The organism is Rhizobium sp. BK456, from assembly GCF_014194045.1.
Lineage (GTDB): Bacteria > Pseudomonadota > Alphaproteobacteria > Rhizobiales > Rhizobiaceae > Rhizobium > Rhizobium redzepovicii.
In genome coordinates this window covers 343,376-359,636 of sequence record NZ_JACIAO010000002.1, presented here as the reverse complement: position 1 = coordinate 359,636, position 16,261 = coordinate 343,376, and the positions used below count along the sequence as shown (strand labels likewise).

The following is a 16,261-nucleotide window of genomic DNA, read 5'->3' as shown; positions in this document are numbered from 1 at the left end:
TGGAAAGCCATCCCTGGATCAGAACAACCCCTCGATATAACCCTGCTCATTCAGGAAAATCCGTTCCGCCGACGGTGACTTCGGCAGCCCGGGCATGGTCATGATCTCGCCGGTAATGGCGACGACGAAGCCAGCTCCCGCTGAAAGCCGCACCTCGCGCACGGTAACGATGTGGCCTTCCGGCGCGCCGCGCAGGCTCGGATCGGTGGAGAAGGAATATTGCGTCTTGGCCATGCAGACCGGCAGCTTGCCGTAACCCTGCTCCTCCCATATCTGCAACTGGTCGCGCACCGCCTTGTCGGCCGTCACCTCGCCGGCATGGTAGATCTTCGACGCGACGATCTCGATTTTCTCGAACAGCGAAACATCGTCGCCATAGAGCGGCTGGAATTTCGCCTGGCCGGATTCGGCGAGCTCCACCACCTTGTGCGCCAGTTCCTCGATGCCGGCCGAACCCAGCGCCCAGTGGCGGCAAAGGATCGCCTCGGCGCCGAGCCTCGAAACAAATTCCTTCACTGCCGCGATTTCGGCGTCGGTATCGGAGATGAAATGGTTGATCGCCACGACCACCGGCACACCGAACCGGCGGACATTGGCGACGTGGCGGCCAAGATTGGCGCAGCCCTTTTTCAGCGCCGCGACATCCTCGGTGCCGAGCTCCTCCTTCTTCACCCCGCCATTCATCTTCAGCGCCCTCACGGTTGCGACGATGACCGCCGCATCCGGCTTCAACCCGGCCTTACGGCATTTGATGTCGAAAAATTTCTCGGCGCCGAGATCGGCCCCGAAGCCCGCTTCCGTCACCACATAGTCGCCGAGCTTCAGCGCCGTCTTCGTCGCCGTCACCGAATTGCAGCCATGGGCTATGTTGGCAAACGGCCCGCCATGCACGAAGGCCGGATTGTTCTCCAGCGTCTGCACGAGGTTCGGCTGCATCGCATCCTTCAGCAGCACCGCCATGGCGCCATCTGCCTTGAGATCGCGCGCATGCACCGGCGTCCTGTCGAAGCGGTAGCCGATGATGATGTCGCCGAGACGCCGTTCCAGATCCTTGAGGTCGGTGGCGAGGCAGAGGATGGCCATCACCTCGGAGGCGACGGTGATGTCGAACCCGCCCTGGCGCGGGAAGCCGTTGGCGACACCGCCGAGCGAGGAGACCATGCTCCTGAGCGCTCGGTCGTTCATATCCATCACCCGCCGCCAGGTGATGCGGCGGATGTCGATATTTTCCTCGTTGCCCCAGTAGATGTGATTATCGACCATCGCCGCCAGCAGATTGTGCGCCGAGGTGATCGCGTGGAAATCGCCGGTAAAATGCAGGTTGATGTCTTCCATCGGCACGACCTGGGCATAACCGCCGCCGGCCGCGCCGCCCTTGACACCAAAGCAGGGGCCGAGCGAAGCCTCGCGGATGCAGACGATGGCCTTCTTGCCGATCCGGTTCAGCCCGTCGCCGAGACCCACGGTCGTCGTCGTCTTGCCCTCGCCCGCCGGCGTCGGATTGATCGCGGTGACGAGGATCAGCTTGCCGTCCTTCTTGTCCGCTTGCCCGGCGATGAATTCGGCGCTGACCTTTGCCTTGTCGTGACCGTAGGGGACGAGCTGCCCGACCGGAATGCCGAGCTTCGCGCCGATTTCGAAGATCGGCTTCTTGGCCGCAGCGCGCGCGATTTCGATATCGGATTTGATTGATGGCATGGATGTTCCCCGTCCCGGCCTACCGCGGGGCGCGGAGGCGTTTTCCCTCTCATCGGGATAGCGAAATATCGGCGAGGTGTGAATAGCACTGCGCCTTGCGGCGGCCACGCCGGATGTTTATGTGGCGGTCAACGATCGCGGTTTTATAGGGTGAAGACATGAAGGCACTGGAACTGATCATCGAGCGCATCATCCTGTCGAGCCGCTGGATACTCGTCGCCTTCTATATCGGCCTGGTTGGGGCACTCGCCGTCTATGCCGTTTCCTTCGGCTACAAGCTGCTGAAGATCGCTTCCGGCGTCTTCGCCCTCGACGAGGCGGAGATGATCCTTGCCATGCTCAGCCTGATCGATGCGGCTCTCGTCGCGAGCCTGATCGTCATGGTGATGATTTCGGGCTATGAAAATTTCGTCAGCCGCTTCGATGAAGCGAGCGAAGCCGACAACGAAGTCTCCTTTCTCGGCAAGCTTGATTCAGGCAGCCTGAAGATCAAGGTCGCCTCCTCGATCGTCGCCATCTCCTCCATCCACCTGCTGCAGGTCTTCCTCAACGCCGACAAATACGCCGACGGCAAGATCATGTGGCTGACGCTCATGCACCTCGCCTTCGTCGCCTCCGCCGTCATGCTCGGCTTCCTGGAGAAGCTGATGAGCGTGACGTCGAAGAATGATTTGAAGGATAAGGAGTAGCCGGCGGAAGAAAAACAATTTCAGACCGGCAACAAGCAGTCGCCCACGGGCAACAGCGATGGGCCATCAGGAAATGTTCTTCCGCAGTCCGATATCAATTTGCCAACGCTGTGGCAGGAACGATCCCGGCCTTCTGATTTCCGAGGCATCGGAGACTTTCCTTCGCGTCTGGCCCACAGAAATGCAGGCCGGGCTCTTCACCGTAAGGAATGATACCATTGATGATGCCGAGATCGAATGCCTGCGAACGCAGTATCTTGTCTCGCTCGATCGACGTCGCGAACATCATCGTCTCATATGTCTGGGGACCGACGCCCATCTCTTCGAAATAGGCGAAGAATTTCGTATATTCAGCTGTCGTGGGCCGGACGAGGCCGATATCGGAATATCCGACAAGCCGCGGCATTCCGCTCATCAGGACAAGAGTACAGCTCGAAAGGCAGTATGCACCGCCGGCAGAGACCTCGCCTCCAGTCGGTCCGCTTTTGACCATGCTCGCCTTGCAACGCGGGTCCAGCGTCGGGCAGTGGGGCAACCGCGTTCTGCCAATCGAAGTCTCTAGACCAGCAGCCCGGATTGCACGCCCCATCGCAAAAGCCGCGTCCATGTCTCCGCCATAGGATTGCAGGACGACCGGCAGCTTTCGTTCACCAAGCGTTTTCAAGATCGCCTGCAGCCGAGCCGGTGTCTCCGGCGTAATCTCTCCTTCGGCAGAAATCCATTGGGTGCACTCGTCCTGGCAATTGCCGTTGTACATCAGCAGAAAATCCATCGGCCGGTTTTCCGGTGGAGTCTCGCTTGTGACCGCGGCCACATCCTGCGCCGGCGCCTTGGATACAGGCGTCGCAGCCACCACGGGCGCTTGGGCGACCGGGTGGCCGTGACAGACTGCCTCGGCCGCTGCATCCCTCGCGCAGAGCGGCATGCCGGGCCACTCATTGTAGGAGAGCATATCGGTGATGAGACCCGTCCGAAGTGCCTCCGCGGGCAGTACGATGTTGATATTCTCAGGCGTGGCGCTCATCATCAGGCCGATCACATCCTGGCTGACGCCCATTTCCTTCAAATAGGCTGTCAACGCAGCACCGGCCTTCTTGCCGAGCTTGGTGGAACTGCTCTGCCCTGCTGATTTGCGTCCAACCTCCTTGCGGGAGATTTCCTTCTTCTTGCCGTTCACGATCTTGTATTCGATGCGGTAGGAGACACGCACCTTGTTATAAACTGTCGTGATCTGGTGAACGCCGATCAAAGCCCATTGCGACGCGACACGCGACGTACCGCCGGCCAATACAAGCGGACAGGCGGAAAAACAATATGCACCTTCCGAATAGGCGTAGCCAAGCGCGGTCCCATCCTTTGTGATAGCGGCATCGCAACGCAGATCGTCGGCCGGGCAATCCTTCAGCCGTGCGCCACCGACCGCCGTCTCAAGACCGGCTTTGCGGATCATCCGGCCCATCGCATAAGCGGCCTCGACATCACCGCCCTCGGACCGGAACACGATCGGCAGTTTCCGGCCGCCGACCTTCTTCAGCATTTTTCGGAGTTGGGCCGGTGTATCAGAAGTTATGCGACCCTCTGCCGACACCCATCCCGGGCAGTCTTCCGTGCAGAGGGGATGGTGCACGAGGATGAAGCGCATTGGCGGCTGCCCTGCCTGCTTCTTCTCTCCGGCAGCCTGCGAGGTTGCAGCTCCGATCGGCAGAGTCAAAAATATTAAAACAAGTAGTATCGGGGAAAGCAGGGACTGCACGAAAAAAGAAATCGCAGAGCGCACGATTAAATTGCCTCAATTATACATGGCAAGATGCTTAGCAATTGCCTTGATCGCCAGCAAGCCGGATTTCAGCACCTGTTGCCGCCGCCTCCCCCAAGTGATTCTCTCAGTGCATCACTGCGCAAGACCCATGGCTATGCGGCGTGAAGGAGATCGAAGATACCGTAACGGTATATCTGCAAGTCAAAACTCAACTAAAGCGCGATCGCCCCTCAATAATTTTACACAATTCGAGTAAATCAGCTTGCGCTAAGTCAATTGGGACTAGCATCCCGCCGGCTTTCTGTGTTTGATAGCGTTAACATTGGGTCAGCCGGGGGCGTACAGATGTCTTATATGACTACCTCTGAAAGACAATCATCGCTTTCGGCAGAGCTTGCCACTGCACGGACGCGCAGCCTGTTTGCGCAAGCGCTCGGCAGGGTCTCCGCCGCCTTCGGACTGTCGCATGCGACCCTGATGCACGCGCCCTCCCCGGAAGACCTCCTACTGAAACCCCTGCTGATCGAGAGCTCGCTTCCGGCCGCCTATATCAAGGAGTTCGACCGCGCCCACATGATGCGCGGTTGTCCTTTCGGCTTACGGCTGAGGGAATCCGCCGTCCCCCCGGCATGGCATCTGAACGACGCCGCCAATGGTCAAGCCTTCCCCGCCGAACTGCGCGCACTGATGCTGCGCCATGCCATACCGGCGGGCGTTGCCATGCCGACCATTGCTGCCAATGGCCAGCGCCTGGTCTTCTGGTTCTGTGGCGAGCGCGCCGCACTCGGCCAGAGCGAGGTCAACGAGCTGGCAATGATCATTCTGCATGCGCTCGATGCATATAATGCAGTCAAGCGGAATGAGGAATGCGCGCATAACGCGCTGTCGACCAGAGAACTGGAAGTTGTGCGCTGGACTGCCCAGGGCAAGACCTCGATCGAAATCGGCCAGATCCTGGCGCTCTCGGATCATACGGTGAACGCCTACATGACCAACGCGATCAAAAAACTCGATTGCGTCAACCGCACCCAGTTGGTCGCTAAGGCAATTCGATTGAAGCTGATCAACTGAGGTATCGGAAGAGAGTCTGGATGTCGTCCCGTGATCTGGGGACCCGTGATCTGGGGGAAACGTGTCTCTTCGCTTCGAACAGCCCGTCAGCGACAAGACTGAGCAATCCCGCGCCCACATCGGCATCACTGATGCGGAAATCGTCCAGATGCTTGCTGCCTATCGCCTTTTCGGCTTCTGGCGCATCGACATCGAGGCGGGACATTTCTTTGCAAGCGAGGACGTGCACGCGATTTTCGACCTCCCCTACAGCGACGGCCCCGTCAATCTGGCCGAGCTGATGTCGCGCATCCATGAGGACGACCGCAGCCTGATCGCCCAGACCTTCGAAGAAGCGAGCCTTCACGGCGTCGGGTTCCATTTCGTATACCGCGTCTGCAATCGGCTTGGCGGCCACAAGCTGGTGCGCAGCGTCGGCCGCTTCCGGGACGGTCAAAGCGGCGGCGGCATCGTCGGCGTCACCTATGAGTTCGTCGAGAGGCTGCGCGTCGTCGGCTTCGAGGACGATACGAGACCGCGCTGACCCCCGAAAATTTAGCGGTCGAGCACCGAGCGGATCTCGACGAGGTTCGAGCGCACCCTCAGAATATAGAAACCCATGGTGGCGAGATGGCTCGGCATGATCCAGCCGTCTTCGCGCCCGTTCGAGATGATCGCCGGCTGAATGCGCAGCGCTGCCTGGAACTGCCGCATCGTGCTGCCCCACACCGCTCCGAGATTGCGCTCCTGCACCACCTGCGAGAAATCCGCCTGCGCGGCGGCAAGGATGGCGTAGTAGGCGTAGAGCTGGCCATAGGCAAACCAGAACCGGTCGTCGGCGCGCGTATCGAACCAACCGCGGTTGTGATTTTCCGAACGTTCGGCGAGCATGTCGGACGTACCGCCGAGATCGTTGGCGATGCGGTCGATGAACTGCATGAGGTTGTCGGCGCGGCCGTCGAAAATGACGCTGCAGGCGGAAAGATCGGTGTTGAACTTGCGCAGGCTGCCGATCGCCGAGCGGTAGTAAGAGGGCGTCGGCGTCTTCGGCCCGAAGGGATTGAGCCCGAAATACCAGCTGTATTCGTCGAACTGCAAGTTACCGCGGGCGCTCTGCAGATCGTTGTTGATGCCCGACGTGCCGCGCACCCGCCCCAGCGTATCGACAAGCTCCGCCGACGTCCGGCGGACCGCCTGATTGATGCCGCGCTGGAACGACGCCTTATTATCAAGGAAAGGCGTGTGATCCCAGTCGATGCCGAAAAAGCCCATTTTATAGAGCAGCATCGAGGAGATCCATGCGTTCTGATTGACGTTGAAGTCGGTCAGGTCGGCCGTGACGTCAACGATGGCGGAACGCTGGCAGGTCTTGGCGGCTGAGCTGTTGCTTCCCTCCGCGACCGGCACGTCCTGTCCTGCGGCAACCTTGCGCTCGGAAAGCCGGTATTGGTCGACGAAGGCGGTGTTGAAATTCGACCAGACCTGCGTCTGCCAGAAGAAATAGCCGTAGAGCACGACGAAGAGCGCCACGAGCGCGATGACCGGCAGCCGGATCATCCAGCTCCGGCGCTGATACCAGCCATGCGCGGCAAGAAAGGGCCAGAAGGCCCAGGCGGAAAACAGGCGGGCCCGGCGACCGATCGTCTGGCCGATCAGCCTGAAAAAACCGGCTATCCGATCAAGCATCGTCGTCTCCTGTCAGGCGAGGCAAACGCCACAGCGCCGCGCGTCTTTTCAGACGCGCTAAGGACGCTGTAACACTTTCAATTACTGCAGAATTCCTTAAATCGATTCCGATTTAAGGAATTCTGCAGCGGGACATTGCCATCCCCACATATGCGCTCGACGGGCCGAGCACAACACGAGCCCTCGATTTTTCGGATGAATGCATCGCGACAGCGGCGCGAACGGCCTCGCGGGTCAGGAACGCAGGAAAGGCAGGCTGAAACGGAAGGACCTGCGTGCCGTGTCGATCAGAGGCGCTCCCGATGTCTCCGGCAGCGGTTCGGCATAGGCGGGAAACCTGCCGGCGAATTCCAGATCGGCGCGGCTCTTGCGCCGCTCCAGATCCTGGGCGACCAGCATGCCCTTCTCGAACAGCCCGATCGGCGCGGCGATATCGGGAAAGAGTTCCGGCTTGATCCGCATCTTCATGCCCGGCCTGTCGGTATCGACCTGCGCCTGGTAGATGATCAACAGCTCCTCGACGTCGATCATCAATTTGCGCAGCAGCACGTTGCAGGCGGCGATCCGGCCGTTCAGCGAATCCACAAAGCTCTGGAACAGACCGATGAACCGCTCGCGCCGCTGGCTGTCGTCGCGCATCTCGTGCTCTCCGGCGGAAATCTGCTCGGCCTCCGCCTTCAGCGCCCGCCGCTCCGCCTCCATCTGCTCCCAATGCGCCCTGTTGCCGTAGACGCCGATACGGCCCTGCGTCGTCAGCGCCTTGGCGTTGAGCTCCTTCATCTTGAGACGGGCGATATCGATGGAATCGACCAGCCGGCGCCGTTGCTCGACGATGTCGACGAGACCGCGTTCGGCGACCCTATGCCGCCCTATGATCGCAGCGCGCTGGCCGGCGATCAGCCTAGCGAGCGCATCCGATTTCGTCAGAAGCTCGAGCAGTCGTTCGATGACCGGAGCCTCGCGCACGCGTTCGGTGTACATGCGCCACATCCGCTGGCGCGACGTCCAGCCGGCCATCTTCTCGCGCAGCGTCAGCCCCCGAAAGCTGTCGAGATCGGCGGAAACCTCGGCCGTCAGCCGGTCGAGGGAAAAGACCAGCTCGGCCTGCAGCGCGTCGAGTGCTTCAGCATCGGCGATATGCGCCTGGAACCGAGCGTTCTGCTCGAGGAAAACCTCGTCGGCCGACCGTGCTTCATCGCCGCTATACGCGCTGATCGCGCCCACACAATAGGCTCCGTCGACCGCAACCCTCTCGGCAAGGCTGCCGGCAGCTTCGTATTGGCTTTGGAATGTCGGAGGTTTGCGCACAGGCGTCTCCAGGGAATCTCATATCGCCCAAGCTAGAGCATGATGCCGAAAAGTGTGAAGCGGTTTTCCGCCCGGAATTGCGTAAAATGGAAAGCAGGTCGCTTGCGGCACCAAAGAAACAGGCGGCAGCCGCGTCTTCAGACCGGCTCGGCAATCCAGGCCCCGTTCATCGCTTCATCCCAATGCCTGCGGCAGAGCGAGACATATTTCTCATTGCCGCCGACATCGATCTGCGCGCCTTCGTGCAGCACTTTCCCCTCCGCGTCGAGCCGCACCACCATCGTCGCCTTGCGCCCGCAATGGCAGATCGTCCGCACCTCACGCATTTCGTCGGCGATCGCCAATAGTTCCTGCGAGGCCGGAAACAATTTGCCCTGGAAATCGGTTCGGAGCCCATAGACCATCACAGGAATGCCGAGCCTGTCGACGACGCGGGCAAGCTGCCAGACATGGACGGGCGTCATGAAATGCGCCTCGTCGACGAAAACACAGGCAATCGGCGCCCCCTCTCCGCTCAGCGTCGCGATCAGCCGGAACAGGTCCTCATGCGCCTCGAAGGGGATGGCGCTTGCCTCCAGCCCGATCCGCGAGCCGATGACGCCCCGGCCGGTGCGCTCGTCGAAGGCGGCGATCAGCTGCACCGTGCGCATGCCGCGCTCCTGGTAATTATAGGAGGCCTGCAGCAGCATCGTCGACTTGCCGGCGTTCATCGTCGAGTAGTTGAAATAGAGTTTTGCCATCCGATCTCTCCTTGATCGGTTTATTGAAGCTCATAATGGCAAAGAAAAGCCCCCTGGCGGCGATAATCACAGGAATCCCAGCCCGAAAATCGCCGAGCCGCCTGAAAACCAGGTGCCGCGAAAAATCCGCCGACGTCGCAATCGCATGGGTCGATACGACGCAAACGCACTGAGGTCGCTTGTCAAACTCGGCTATTGGTGGTTGGCTTGGGAACTTAAAGACTGGGAGTCTAAAATGAAAACAACAAGCACGTTCAAACTGGTTACTGCAACTGCCGTCGCCGCCCTCTCCGTTGCGACCGCCGCCTTCGCCGCCGATCCTGACAGCTGCTCCACGGTCCACTTCTCGGATGTCGGCTGGACGGATATTACCGCCACCACCGCCACCGCAGCCGTCGTCCTGAAGAGCATCGGCTATCAGACCGACGTCAAGGTTCTCTCGGTGCCGGTCACCTACACCTCGCTGAAGAACAAGGACATCGACATCTTCCTCGGCAACTGGATGCCGACGCAGGAAAAGGACGTCCGCCCTTATCTCGATGACAAGTCAGTCGAATCCTTCGGCCCCAACCTCGTCGGCGCCAAGTACACACTCGCCACCAACGCCAAGGGCGCCGAACTCGGCATCAAGGACTTCAAGGACATCGCCGCCCACAAGGACGATCTCGACGGCAAGATCTATGGCATCGAGCCCGGCAATGACGGCAACCGTCTGGTCATGGACCTGATCGAAAAGAACACCTTCGGCATGAAGGAGATGGAAGTCGTCGAATCCTCGGAACAGGGCATGCTCGCTCAGGTCGCCCGTGCAGAGAAAGCAGGCAAGCCCGTCGTCTTCCTCGGATGGGAGCCCCATCCGATGAACACCAACTTCAAGCTGACCTACCTCACCGGCGGTGACGACGTCTTCGGTCCCGACTTCGGCGGTGCCAAGGTCTATACCAATGTCCGCGCCGGTTATCTCGATGAATGCCCGAATGTCGGCACGATGCTGAAGAACCTGAAGTTCTCCCTCGACATGGAGAACCAGATCATGGGCAAGATCCTCGATGACGGCAAGGAGCCGGAAGCTGCCGCTTCCGAATGGCTGAAGGCGAACCCTTCTGCGCTCGAGCCCTGGCTCGCAGGGGTCAAGACCCGCGACGGCAAGGGCGACGCGCTGGCGGCCGCCAAGACCGGTCTCGGCCTTTGATGTTATGAACGGGGCGGCGAGCCGCCCCGTTACATTTTGTCCATTGTTGATTTTTTCTGGATAGGCGCGCGCTCTTGAATTGGATCACCGACTTTAAGATTCCCATCGGCCCCTGGGCAAAATCCTTTGTGGACTGGCTCACCTCGAACGGCGCATGGTTCTTCGACCAACTCGCCTCCGTGCTGTCGCACGTTATCGACGGGCTGCTTTTCGTGTTGCAGAAGCCTCACCCGCTGATCGTCATCGCCGTCATCGCCGCCATCGCCTTCTGGCTGCGCCGATCGATTGCGGTGACCCTCTTCACCTGTCTTGGTCTGTTGCTGATCATGAACCAGGGCTACTGGAAGGAAACGACGGAGACGCTCGCTCTTGTGCTGGCCTCCACTTTCGTCAGCATGGTGATCGGCATTCCGCTCGGGATTGCAGCCGCCCGCCGCGCCTGGATATATGCCGCCATGCGCCCAGCGCTCGATCTCATGCAGACCATTCCGACATTCGTCTATCTCATTCCGGCGCTCATCCTGTTCGGCCTCGGCATGGTGCCGGGGCTAATCGCCACCGTCATCTTCGCAATCCCCGCCCCTATCCGGCTGACGCGCCTCGGCATCATCTCGACGCCGCCTTCGCTTGTGGAAGCCGCCGTCGCCTTCGGCGCGCGGCCGATGCAGGTGCTGCGCAAGGTAGAACTTCCCTTCGCCGCGCCGCAGATCATGGCGGGCCTCACCCAAACCATCATGCTGTCCTTGTCGATGGTGGTCATCGCCGCCCTCGTCGGCGCCGATGGTCTCGGCGTGCCTGTCGTGCGGGCGCTGAACACCGTCAATGTTGCGAAAGGCTTCGAAGCCGGTCTCTGCATTGTCATCCTGGCCATTATTCTCGACCGCATGTTCCGCGCGGCAGGTGAAGGAGACGGAGCATGACCGCGGTAAACTTCAAGGATGTCAGCATCATCTTCGGCGACCGGCCGGAAACAGCGCTTGCCATGGCCGATCAGGGCAAGACACGTGACGAAATCGGCGCTGCTACCGGCCTCGTGCTCGGCGTCGCCAATGCCTCGCTGACGATCGAGGAAGGCGAGATTCTGGTGCTGATGGGCCTTTCCGGCTCGGGCAAGTCGACGCTGCTGCGCGCCGTCAACGGGCTCGCCCCGGTGGTGCGCGGCGATGTCGCGGTCTCCACGGCCACCGGCTCCGTCAATCCCTACAAATGCAATGCCAAGGCCCTGCGGGAGCTGCGCACCCACACCGTCTCCATGGTGTTCCAGCAATTCGCTCTTCTGCCCTGGCGCACGGTCGCCGAGAATGTCGGCTTCGGCCTCGAACTCGCCGGCATGCCGGAGGCCGAACGCAAACAGCGCGTCGGCGAGCAGCTCGAACTTGTCAACCTGGCGAAATGGGCCGACCGCAAGGTCAACGAGCTCTCGGGCGGCATGCAGCAGCGCGTTGGACTGGCCCGTGCCTTTGCCACCGGCGCCCCGATCCTGCTGATGGACGAACCGTTCTCGGCGCTCGATCCGTTGATCCGCACCCGCCTGCAGGACGAACTTCTGGAGTTCCAGCGGCGGCTGAAGAAGACCATCCTGTTCGTCAGCCATGATCTCGACGAGGCCTTCCGCATCGGCAACCGCATCGCCATCATGGAGGGCGGCCGCATCATCCAGTGCGGAACGCCGCACGACATCGTCAAGAACCCCGCCGACCAGTATGTCGCCGATTTCGTGCAGCATCTCAATCCGATCAGCATGCTGACGGCGGCCGACGTGATGCAGTCCGGACTCGGTCAGACAGCCGCCGGCATGAGTGTCAGCGCCACGGCCCGCGCCGAGACCCCGCTCGTCGATATCCTCGATGCCCTTGCCCGCCAGCCGGGCAGCATCGGCATCGTCGAGAACGGCACGATCGTCGGTACCATCTCGGCCCAGGATATCGTCGCCGGCCTTACCCGCCATCGCCGCAAGCAGGACGCTTGATGTTTTCAATCCGCTTTGCCACAAAGCGGATATGAAAGATCAGCCCTCGCCCATACGCGAAACCGACGACGATGCCCGCAAACTCGCCCGCGTGCTTCTGCGCTCCGCGCGGCACGCGGCGATTGCCGTTCTCGACCCCGAGACCGGCTTTCCCTTCGCCAGCCGCGTGCTCGTCGCGACCGATATTGACGGCACCCCCGTCATTCTCGTTTCGAAACTCTCGGCCCATACCAAAGCGCTCGGCCATGACGCGCGCGCCTCGCTCCTGACCGGCGAGGCCGGCAAGGGCGATCCGCTTGCCCACCCTCGCCTGACGACCCAATGCCTGGCGGAACCCGTCGAGCGCGACAACGCCTTCCACGAGCGTCTGCGCACGCGTTTTCTCGCTCGCCACGCCAAGGCAAAGCTTTATATCGACTTTCCCGATTTCCTCTTCTTCCGCCTCAAGCCGGAGCAGGCCAGCCTCAATGGCGGCTTCGGCCGCGCCTACCAGCTCAATGGGAACGACCTCATCATCCAGTCGGCTGCCAATGAGGAGATTGCCGCCGGCGCGGCAGAAACAGTGCGAGATTTAGTAGAACGGCACCCCGATGTGGCCGAGGCCCTTGCTGCCAGGCTGAAAGCGCCGGAATCGGCTTCCTGGCGCATTTGTGGTATCGATCCCTCAGGTTTCGATATGATTTCCGGCGATTTTCTGCTGCGGTATGAATTCGAAACCCTCGCTCGGGATGCCGATCACATTTGTTCAAACATGTCTAAAATAGCATACTCGATACCTTAAATTTAGGTATATACAATCTTCGACCCCAATTGCTAGTTTTTGGGCGTCGGTCAAAATCCGACTGACGGCCAGTGCCAACAAGCATGATGTACGTTTCGCATTAGGAAGATAACAATATGGAAACCACAGATTTGGCCGATCACACCAATGTGGCGGCAGCTCTATTGTCGGCTATGGCAAATCCCAAGAGATTGCTGATCCTGTGCAGCCTGGTGAAGGGCGAAGTGGCCGTCGGCGTGCTTGCAACGCAGGTCGGCCTCAGCCAGTCGGCACTCTCCCAGCACCTGTCGAAGCTGCGCGCACAGAAGCTGGTGAAGACCCGGCGTGACGCACAGACCATTTATTATTCCAGCACCTCCGAGCCGGTCATGAAGATCCTGGCAACGCTCGAAGACATCTACCTGGTGGCAAACAGGAATAGATCCGCCGCTTGATGATAGCGCTGACATGAATGTCGGCCGATGCCATGCCGCAAGGGGATGTTCCCGGAGGCGCGGCAACGATATTTCAGCACCTGAACCTTATGGCACGACCGGTAAATCTTGCGATTTGCCGGTCGTGCCCTTTTTTTCTGCACCTGCCGGTCCCGGGATATGCTCAAACTCAAGGCTTCCTGTCCCGAGTGGCTCTCGGGCGTTTTACCGTTGACGCTTCAAGAAGCCCTGATAATTTGACCGGGCAGTCAAAATATGGGCGTGAAGCCCCGGGAACGGGCCGTCAGCGGCCAGGAGAACAGCATGTCCAATCGCCTCAACGCACCGAACGATCTTCGCGCCTTCTGGATGCCGTTCACGGCCAATCGCCAATTCAAGAAGGAGCCGCGTATGTTCGTCGGCGCCAAGGACATGTATTATACGACCCATGACGGCCGCCAGGTGCTGGACGGCACGGCCGGCCTCTGGTGTGTCAATGCCGGCCACTGCCGCCCGAAGATCACCGAGGCGATCCGCGAGCAGGCCGGCGAGCTCGATTACGCCCCCGCCTTTCAGCTCGGCCACCCCAAGGCCTTCGAGCTGGCGAACCGGCTGGTTGACATTGCGCCGGAAGGCCTGAACCACGTTCTCTACACCAATTCCGGATCCGAATCCGTCGAGACGGCGCTCAAGGTGGCGCTCGCCTATCACCGCGTGAAGGGCAATGGTTCACGCTTCCGCCTGATCGGCCGCGAGCGCGGCTATCATGGCGTCAATTTCGGCGGCATCTCCGTCGGCGGCATCGTCACCAACCGCAAAATGTTCGGCACGCTGCTGACCGGCGTCGATCACATGCCGCACACCCATCAGCCCGGCAAGAACAACTTCACCCGCGGCGAACCCGAGCATGGCGGCGACATTGCCACCGAACTGGAGCGCATCGTCGCCCTGCATGACGCCTCGACGGTCGCGGCCGTCATTGTCGAGCCGGTGGCCGGCTCCACCGGCGTTCTGATTCCGCCGAAGGGCTATCTGCAGAAGCTGCGCGAGATCTGCACCAAGCACGGCATCCTGCTGATCTTCGACGAGGTCATCACCGGTTTCGGCCGCCTCGGCGCCCCCTTCGCCGCGCAATATTACGACGTCAAGCCCGACATGATCACCGCCGCCAAGGGCCTGACCAATGGCGTCATTCCGATGGGCGCCGTCTTCGTCACCTCCGAGATCCATGATGCCTTCATGAACGGCCCGGAGCACATGATCGAGTTCTTCCACGGCTACACCTATTCCGGCAATCCGATTGCTTCCGCCGCCGCCCTCGCCACGCTCGATACCTACAAGGAAGAAGGGCTGCTGACGCGTGCCGCCGAGCTTTCCGGCTATTGGGCCGACGCGTTGCATTCACTCAAGGACTGCCCCAACGTCATCGACATCAGGAACACCGGCCTGATCGGCGCGATCGAGCTCGATCCGATCGCCGGCGAGCCGACCAAGCGCGCCTTCACCGCTTTCCTGAAAGCCTATGAAAGCGGCCTGCTGATCCGCACCACCGGCGATATCATCGCGCTCTCCCCGCCGCTGATCATCGAGAAACACCATATCGACGAACTCTTCGGCAAGCTGCGGACGATCCTGCAGAACAACATCTGAAGACGCGTTCATAAGCGCTTCGGGCCCGCGGCGGACAAAATCCCCGCGGGTCTTTTCGTTTCGGCGCAGAAAAAACCTCAGGTCACGGAGGCGACGGAAAGGCAGAGGGCGAATTTCTTCAGGAGCCGGCGATCGAAGTGCCCTTCATTGCCGAACATCCACTTCAGTGCCTCGCTCGCGTTCCACGCCGCCTTGTATGACCGCACCGAGGTGATGGCGTCATAGACATCGCAGATCGTGGCAATTCGCGCATGGAGGCTCAACTCTCTGCCGGACAGCCGATGCGGGTAGCCCTTGCCGTCGATGCGCTCATGATGATTGAGGCAGACATCGAGAACGATCTCCGACATGCCCTCCTGCCGCGACAGGAAAGCGTGTCCCTTCTCCGGATGGCCGCGGATCAGGGTGATCTCGTCCTTTTCCAGAGGCCCGGCCTTGTTGAGCACCTCAAGCGGAATTTCAAGCTTGCCGACATCATGCAGCAACCCCGCGGTGCCGAGCAGTTGGACCGTCTGCTCGTCGAGTCCGAGATGGCGGCTGAACAGGATCATCAGCGCGCTCACCGAAATGGAATGGAGGAAGGTCACTTCGTCTTTCGATTTCAAACGCGTGACGTTCAGGAAAACCGAGGGGTTTTCCTCCATCGACTTGGAGACCGAAGAAATCACCGGCGCCACATGCGCGACACTGATCGCATCGCCATTCCGCAGCCTGGCGAAAGCCTCGTCCAGCACCTGCACGGATTTCTGGACGGTCTCGCGCGCGGCTTGGATATCGATCTCGATGTCACGTCCCGGCAGGCCGTTGGTATCGAGCCCCTTGCTGGTGTTGATGACGACGCTGGCAGTGCCGCATTTGCGAATTTTCGCGGCATCAACCTCGCGCCGCAGCGAAAACCTGCGCTTGGACAAAAGCGGATCCTGCCACAGGCCCTCGACGGCCTCCACAAACATTCCGATACGCACCTGGCTGGCGTCGATACGCTTGAGCATCCAGTCTCTGTTTCCCGATGTGTCTATCTAATTATCTGTCTGGGTCTCTTTTTCAATACTGCGGTATTTCGGGTATCGGGGGATACTACTGCCATCAGCCAAACTAACGGTTAATGGGAAAGATAAAGACAACCCTACGAGGTGGTTTCGCTTAGGCGGAGGCGCTTCCCTTTGCAGCTTTGCCGATGAGAAATCACCGAAAAGCAGAGAAAGTAACCGCCTTCGAACGAGTTTCCGGCCGCATCGATCGCATTTCGCTTCCCATTTGTTATAAACTTGCGCAATCCCGTCAAAATTCCTAGAAATCTCGTCATGAGCCTTCCCGAGTCAAATA

Annotated in this window: 15 protein-coding genes; 9 read left to right on the top strand and 6 right to left on the bottom strand. The window is 60.3% G+C overall.

The features are described 5' to 3' along the window. Positions 1-18: 18 nt before the first annotated feature. Positions 19-1,698 carry a formate--tetrahydrofolate ligase gene (locus FHX03_RS07975; RefSeq protein WP_097626635.1) on the bottom strand — a complete coding sequence of 560 codons (1,680 nt, stop codon included), beginning with the start codon at positions 1,696-1,698 and terminating at the stop codon, positions 19-21. A 158-nt stretch (positions 1,699-1,856) separates the two neighbouring features. Between FHX03_RS07975 and FHX03_RS07970 the strand changes: the two genes are divergently transcribed. Beyond that, entirely contained in the window at positions 1,857-2,387 is a 531-nt protein-coding gene (locus FHX03_RS07970; protein WP_183777584.1) for a TIGR00645 family protein, read from the top strand. A 94-nt stretch (positions 2,388-2,481) separates the two neighbouring features. On the opposite strand, the gene FHX03_RS07965 is transcribed toward FHX03_RS07970, so the two are convergent. Further along, complete coding sequence (locus FHX03_RS07965; RefSeq protein WP_183853211.1) at positions 2,482-4,164, bottom strand: hypothetical protein; 1,683 nt, start codon at positions 4,162-4,164, stop codon at positions 2,482-2,484. A gap of 327 nt (positions 4,165-4,491) precedes the next feature. On the opposite strand from FHX03_RS07965, the gene FHX03_RS07960 reads away from it, so the two are divergent. Further along, positions 4,492-5,217 (top strand): helix-turn-helix transcriptional regulator, encoded by a 726-nt coding sequence (locus tag FHX03_RS07960; protein ID WP_097626630.1) that lies wholly within the window; start codon positions 4,492-4,494, stop codon positions 5,215-5,217. Positions 5,218-5,278: 61 nt separating this feature from the next. After that, positions 5,279-5,740 (top strand): PAS domain-containing protein, encoded by a 462-nt coding sequence (locus FHX03_RS07955; protein WP_183853209.1) that lies wholly within the window; start codon positions 5,279-5,281, stop codon positions 5,738-5,740. A gap of 11 nt (positions 5,741-5,751) precedes the next feature. Here the strand turns inward: FHX03_RS07955 and FHX03_RS07950 are convergent, their stop codons facing one another. From FHX03_RS07950 to FHX03_RS07940, 3 genes are all read right to left on the bottom strand, one after another. Continuing rightward, positions 5,752-6,882, bottom strand: coding sequence for a DUF2333 family protein (locus tag FHX03_RS07950; RefSeq protein ID WP_183853207.1), 1,131 nt, complete (start codon positions 6,880-6,882; stop codon positions 5,752-5,754). 234 nt (positions 6,883-7,116) lie between these two features. After that, the gene (locus FHX03_RS07945) at positions 7,117-8,190 is read right to left on the bottom strand and encodes a hypothetical protein (RefSeq protein ID WP_183853205.1); all 1,074 of its coding nucleotides are present in this window, start codon (positions 8,188-8,190) and stop codon (positions 7,117-7,119) included. Between the two features lie 137 nt (positions 8,191-8,327). Then, positions 8,328-8,930, bottom strand: a complete 603-nt coding sequence (locus tag FHX03_RS07940; protein ID WP_183853203.1) for a thymidine kinase — start codon at positions 8,928-8,930, stop codon at positions 8,328-8,330. Positions 8,931-9,165: 235 nt separating this feature from the next. On the opposite strand from FHX03_RS07940, the gene FHX03_RS07935 reads away from it, so the two are divergent. The 6 genes from FHX03_RS07935 (at position 9,166) to FHX03_RS07910 (ending at position 14,935) form a co-directional block, all read left to right on the top strand. After that, positions 9,166-10,122, top strand: coding sequence for a choline ABC transporter substrate-binding protein (locus FHX03_RS07935; protein WP_097626620.1), 957 nt, complete (start codon positions 9,166-9,168; stop codon positions 10,120-10,122). A gap of 74 nt (positions 10,123-10,196) precedes the next feature. After that, entirely contained in the window at positions 10,197-11,042 is an 846-nt protein-coding gene (choW, locus tag FHX03_RS07930; RefSeq protein ID WP_003592987.1) for a choline ABC transporter permease subunit, read from the top strand. Then, on the top strand, positions 11,039-12,091 hold the full coding sequence (choV, locus tag FHX03_RS07925) for a choline ABC transporter ATP-binding protein (RefSeq protein WP_097626618.1): 1,053 nt from the start codon (positions 11,039-11,041) through the stop codon (positions 12,089-12,091). The genes choW and choV overlap by 4 nt, the downstream gene beginning before the upstream one ends. A 31-nt stretch (positions 12,092-12,122) precedes the next feature. Then, positions 12,123-12,872, top strand: coding sequence for a HugZ family protein (locus tag FHX03_RS07920; protein WP_183853201.1), 750 nt, complete (start codon positions 12,123-12,125; stop codon positions 12,870-12,872). A 116-nt stretch (positions 12,873-12,988) separates the two neighbouring features. Next, a complete protein-coding gene (locus FHX03_RS07915; protein WP_183853200.1) occupies positions 12,989-13,306 on the top strand; it encodes an ArsR/SmtB family transcription factor in 318 nt (105 codons plus the stop codon). A gap of 303 nt (positions 13,307-13,609) precedes the next feature. Next, positions 13,610-14,935 (top strand): aspartate aminotransferase family protein, encoded by a 1,326-nt coding sequence (locus FHX03_RS07910; RefSeq protein ID WP_097626819.1) that lies wholly within the window; start codon positions 13,610-13,612, stop codon positions 14,933-14,935. A gap of 77 nt (positions 14,936-15,012) precedes the next feature. Here FHX03_RS07910 and FHX03_RS07905 read toward each other — a convergent pair whose 3' ends face one another. Beyond that, on the bottom strand, positions 15,013-15,927 hold the full coding sequence (locus tag FHX03_RS07905; protein WP_097626614.1) for an HD-GYP domain-containing protein: 915 nt from the start codon (positions 15,925-15,927) through the stop codon (positions 15,013-15,015). Positions 15,928-16,261: the final 334 nt, after the last annotated feature.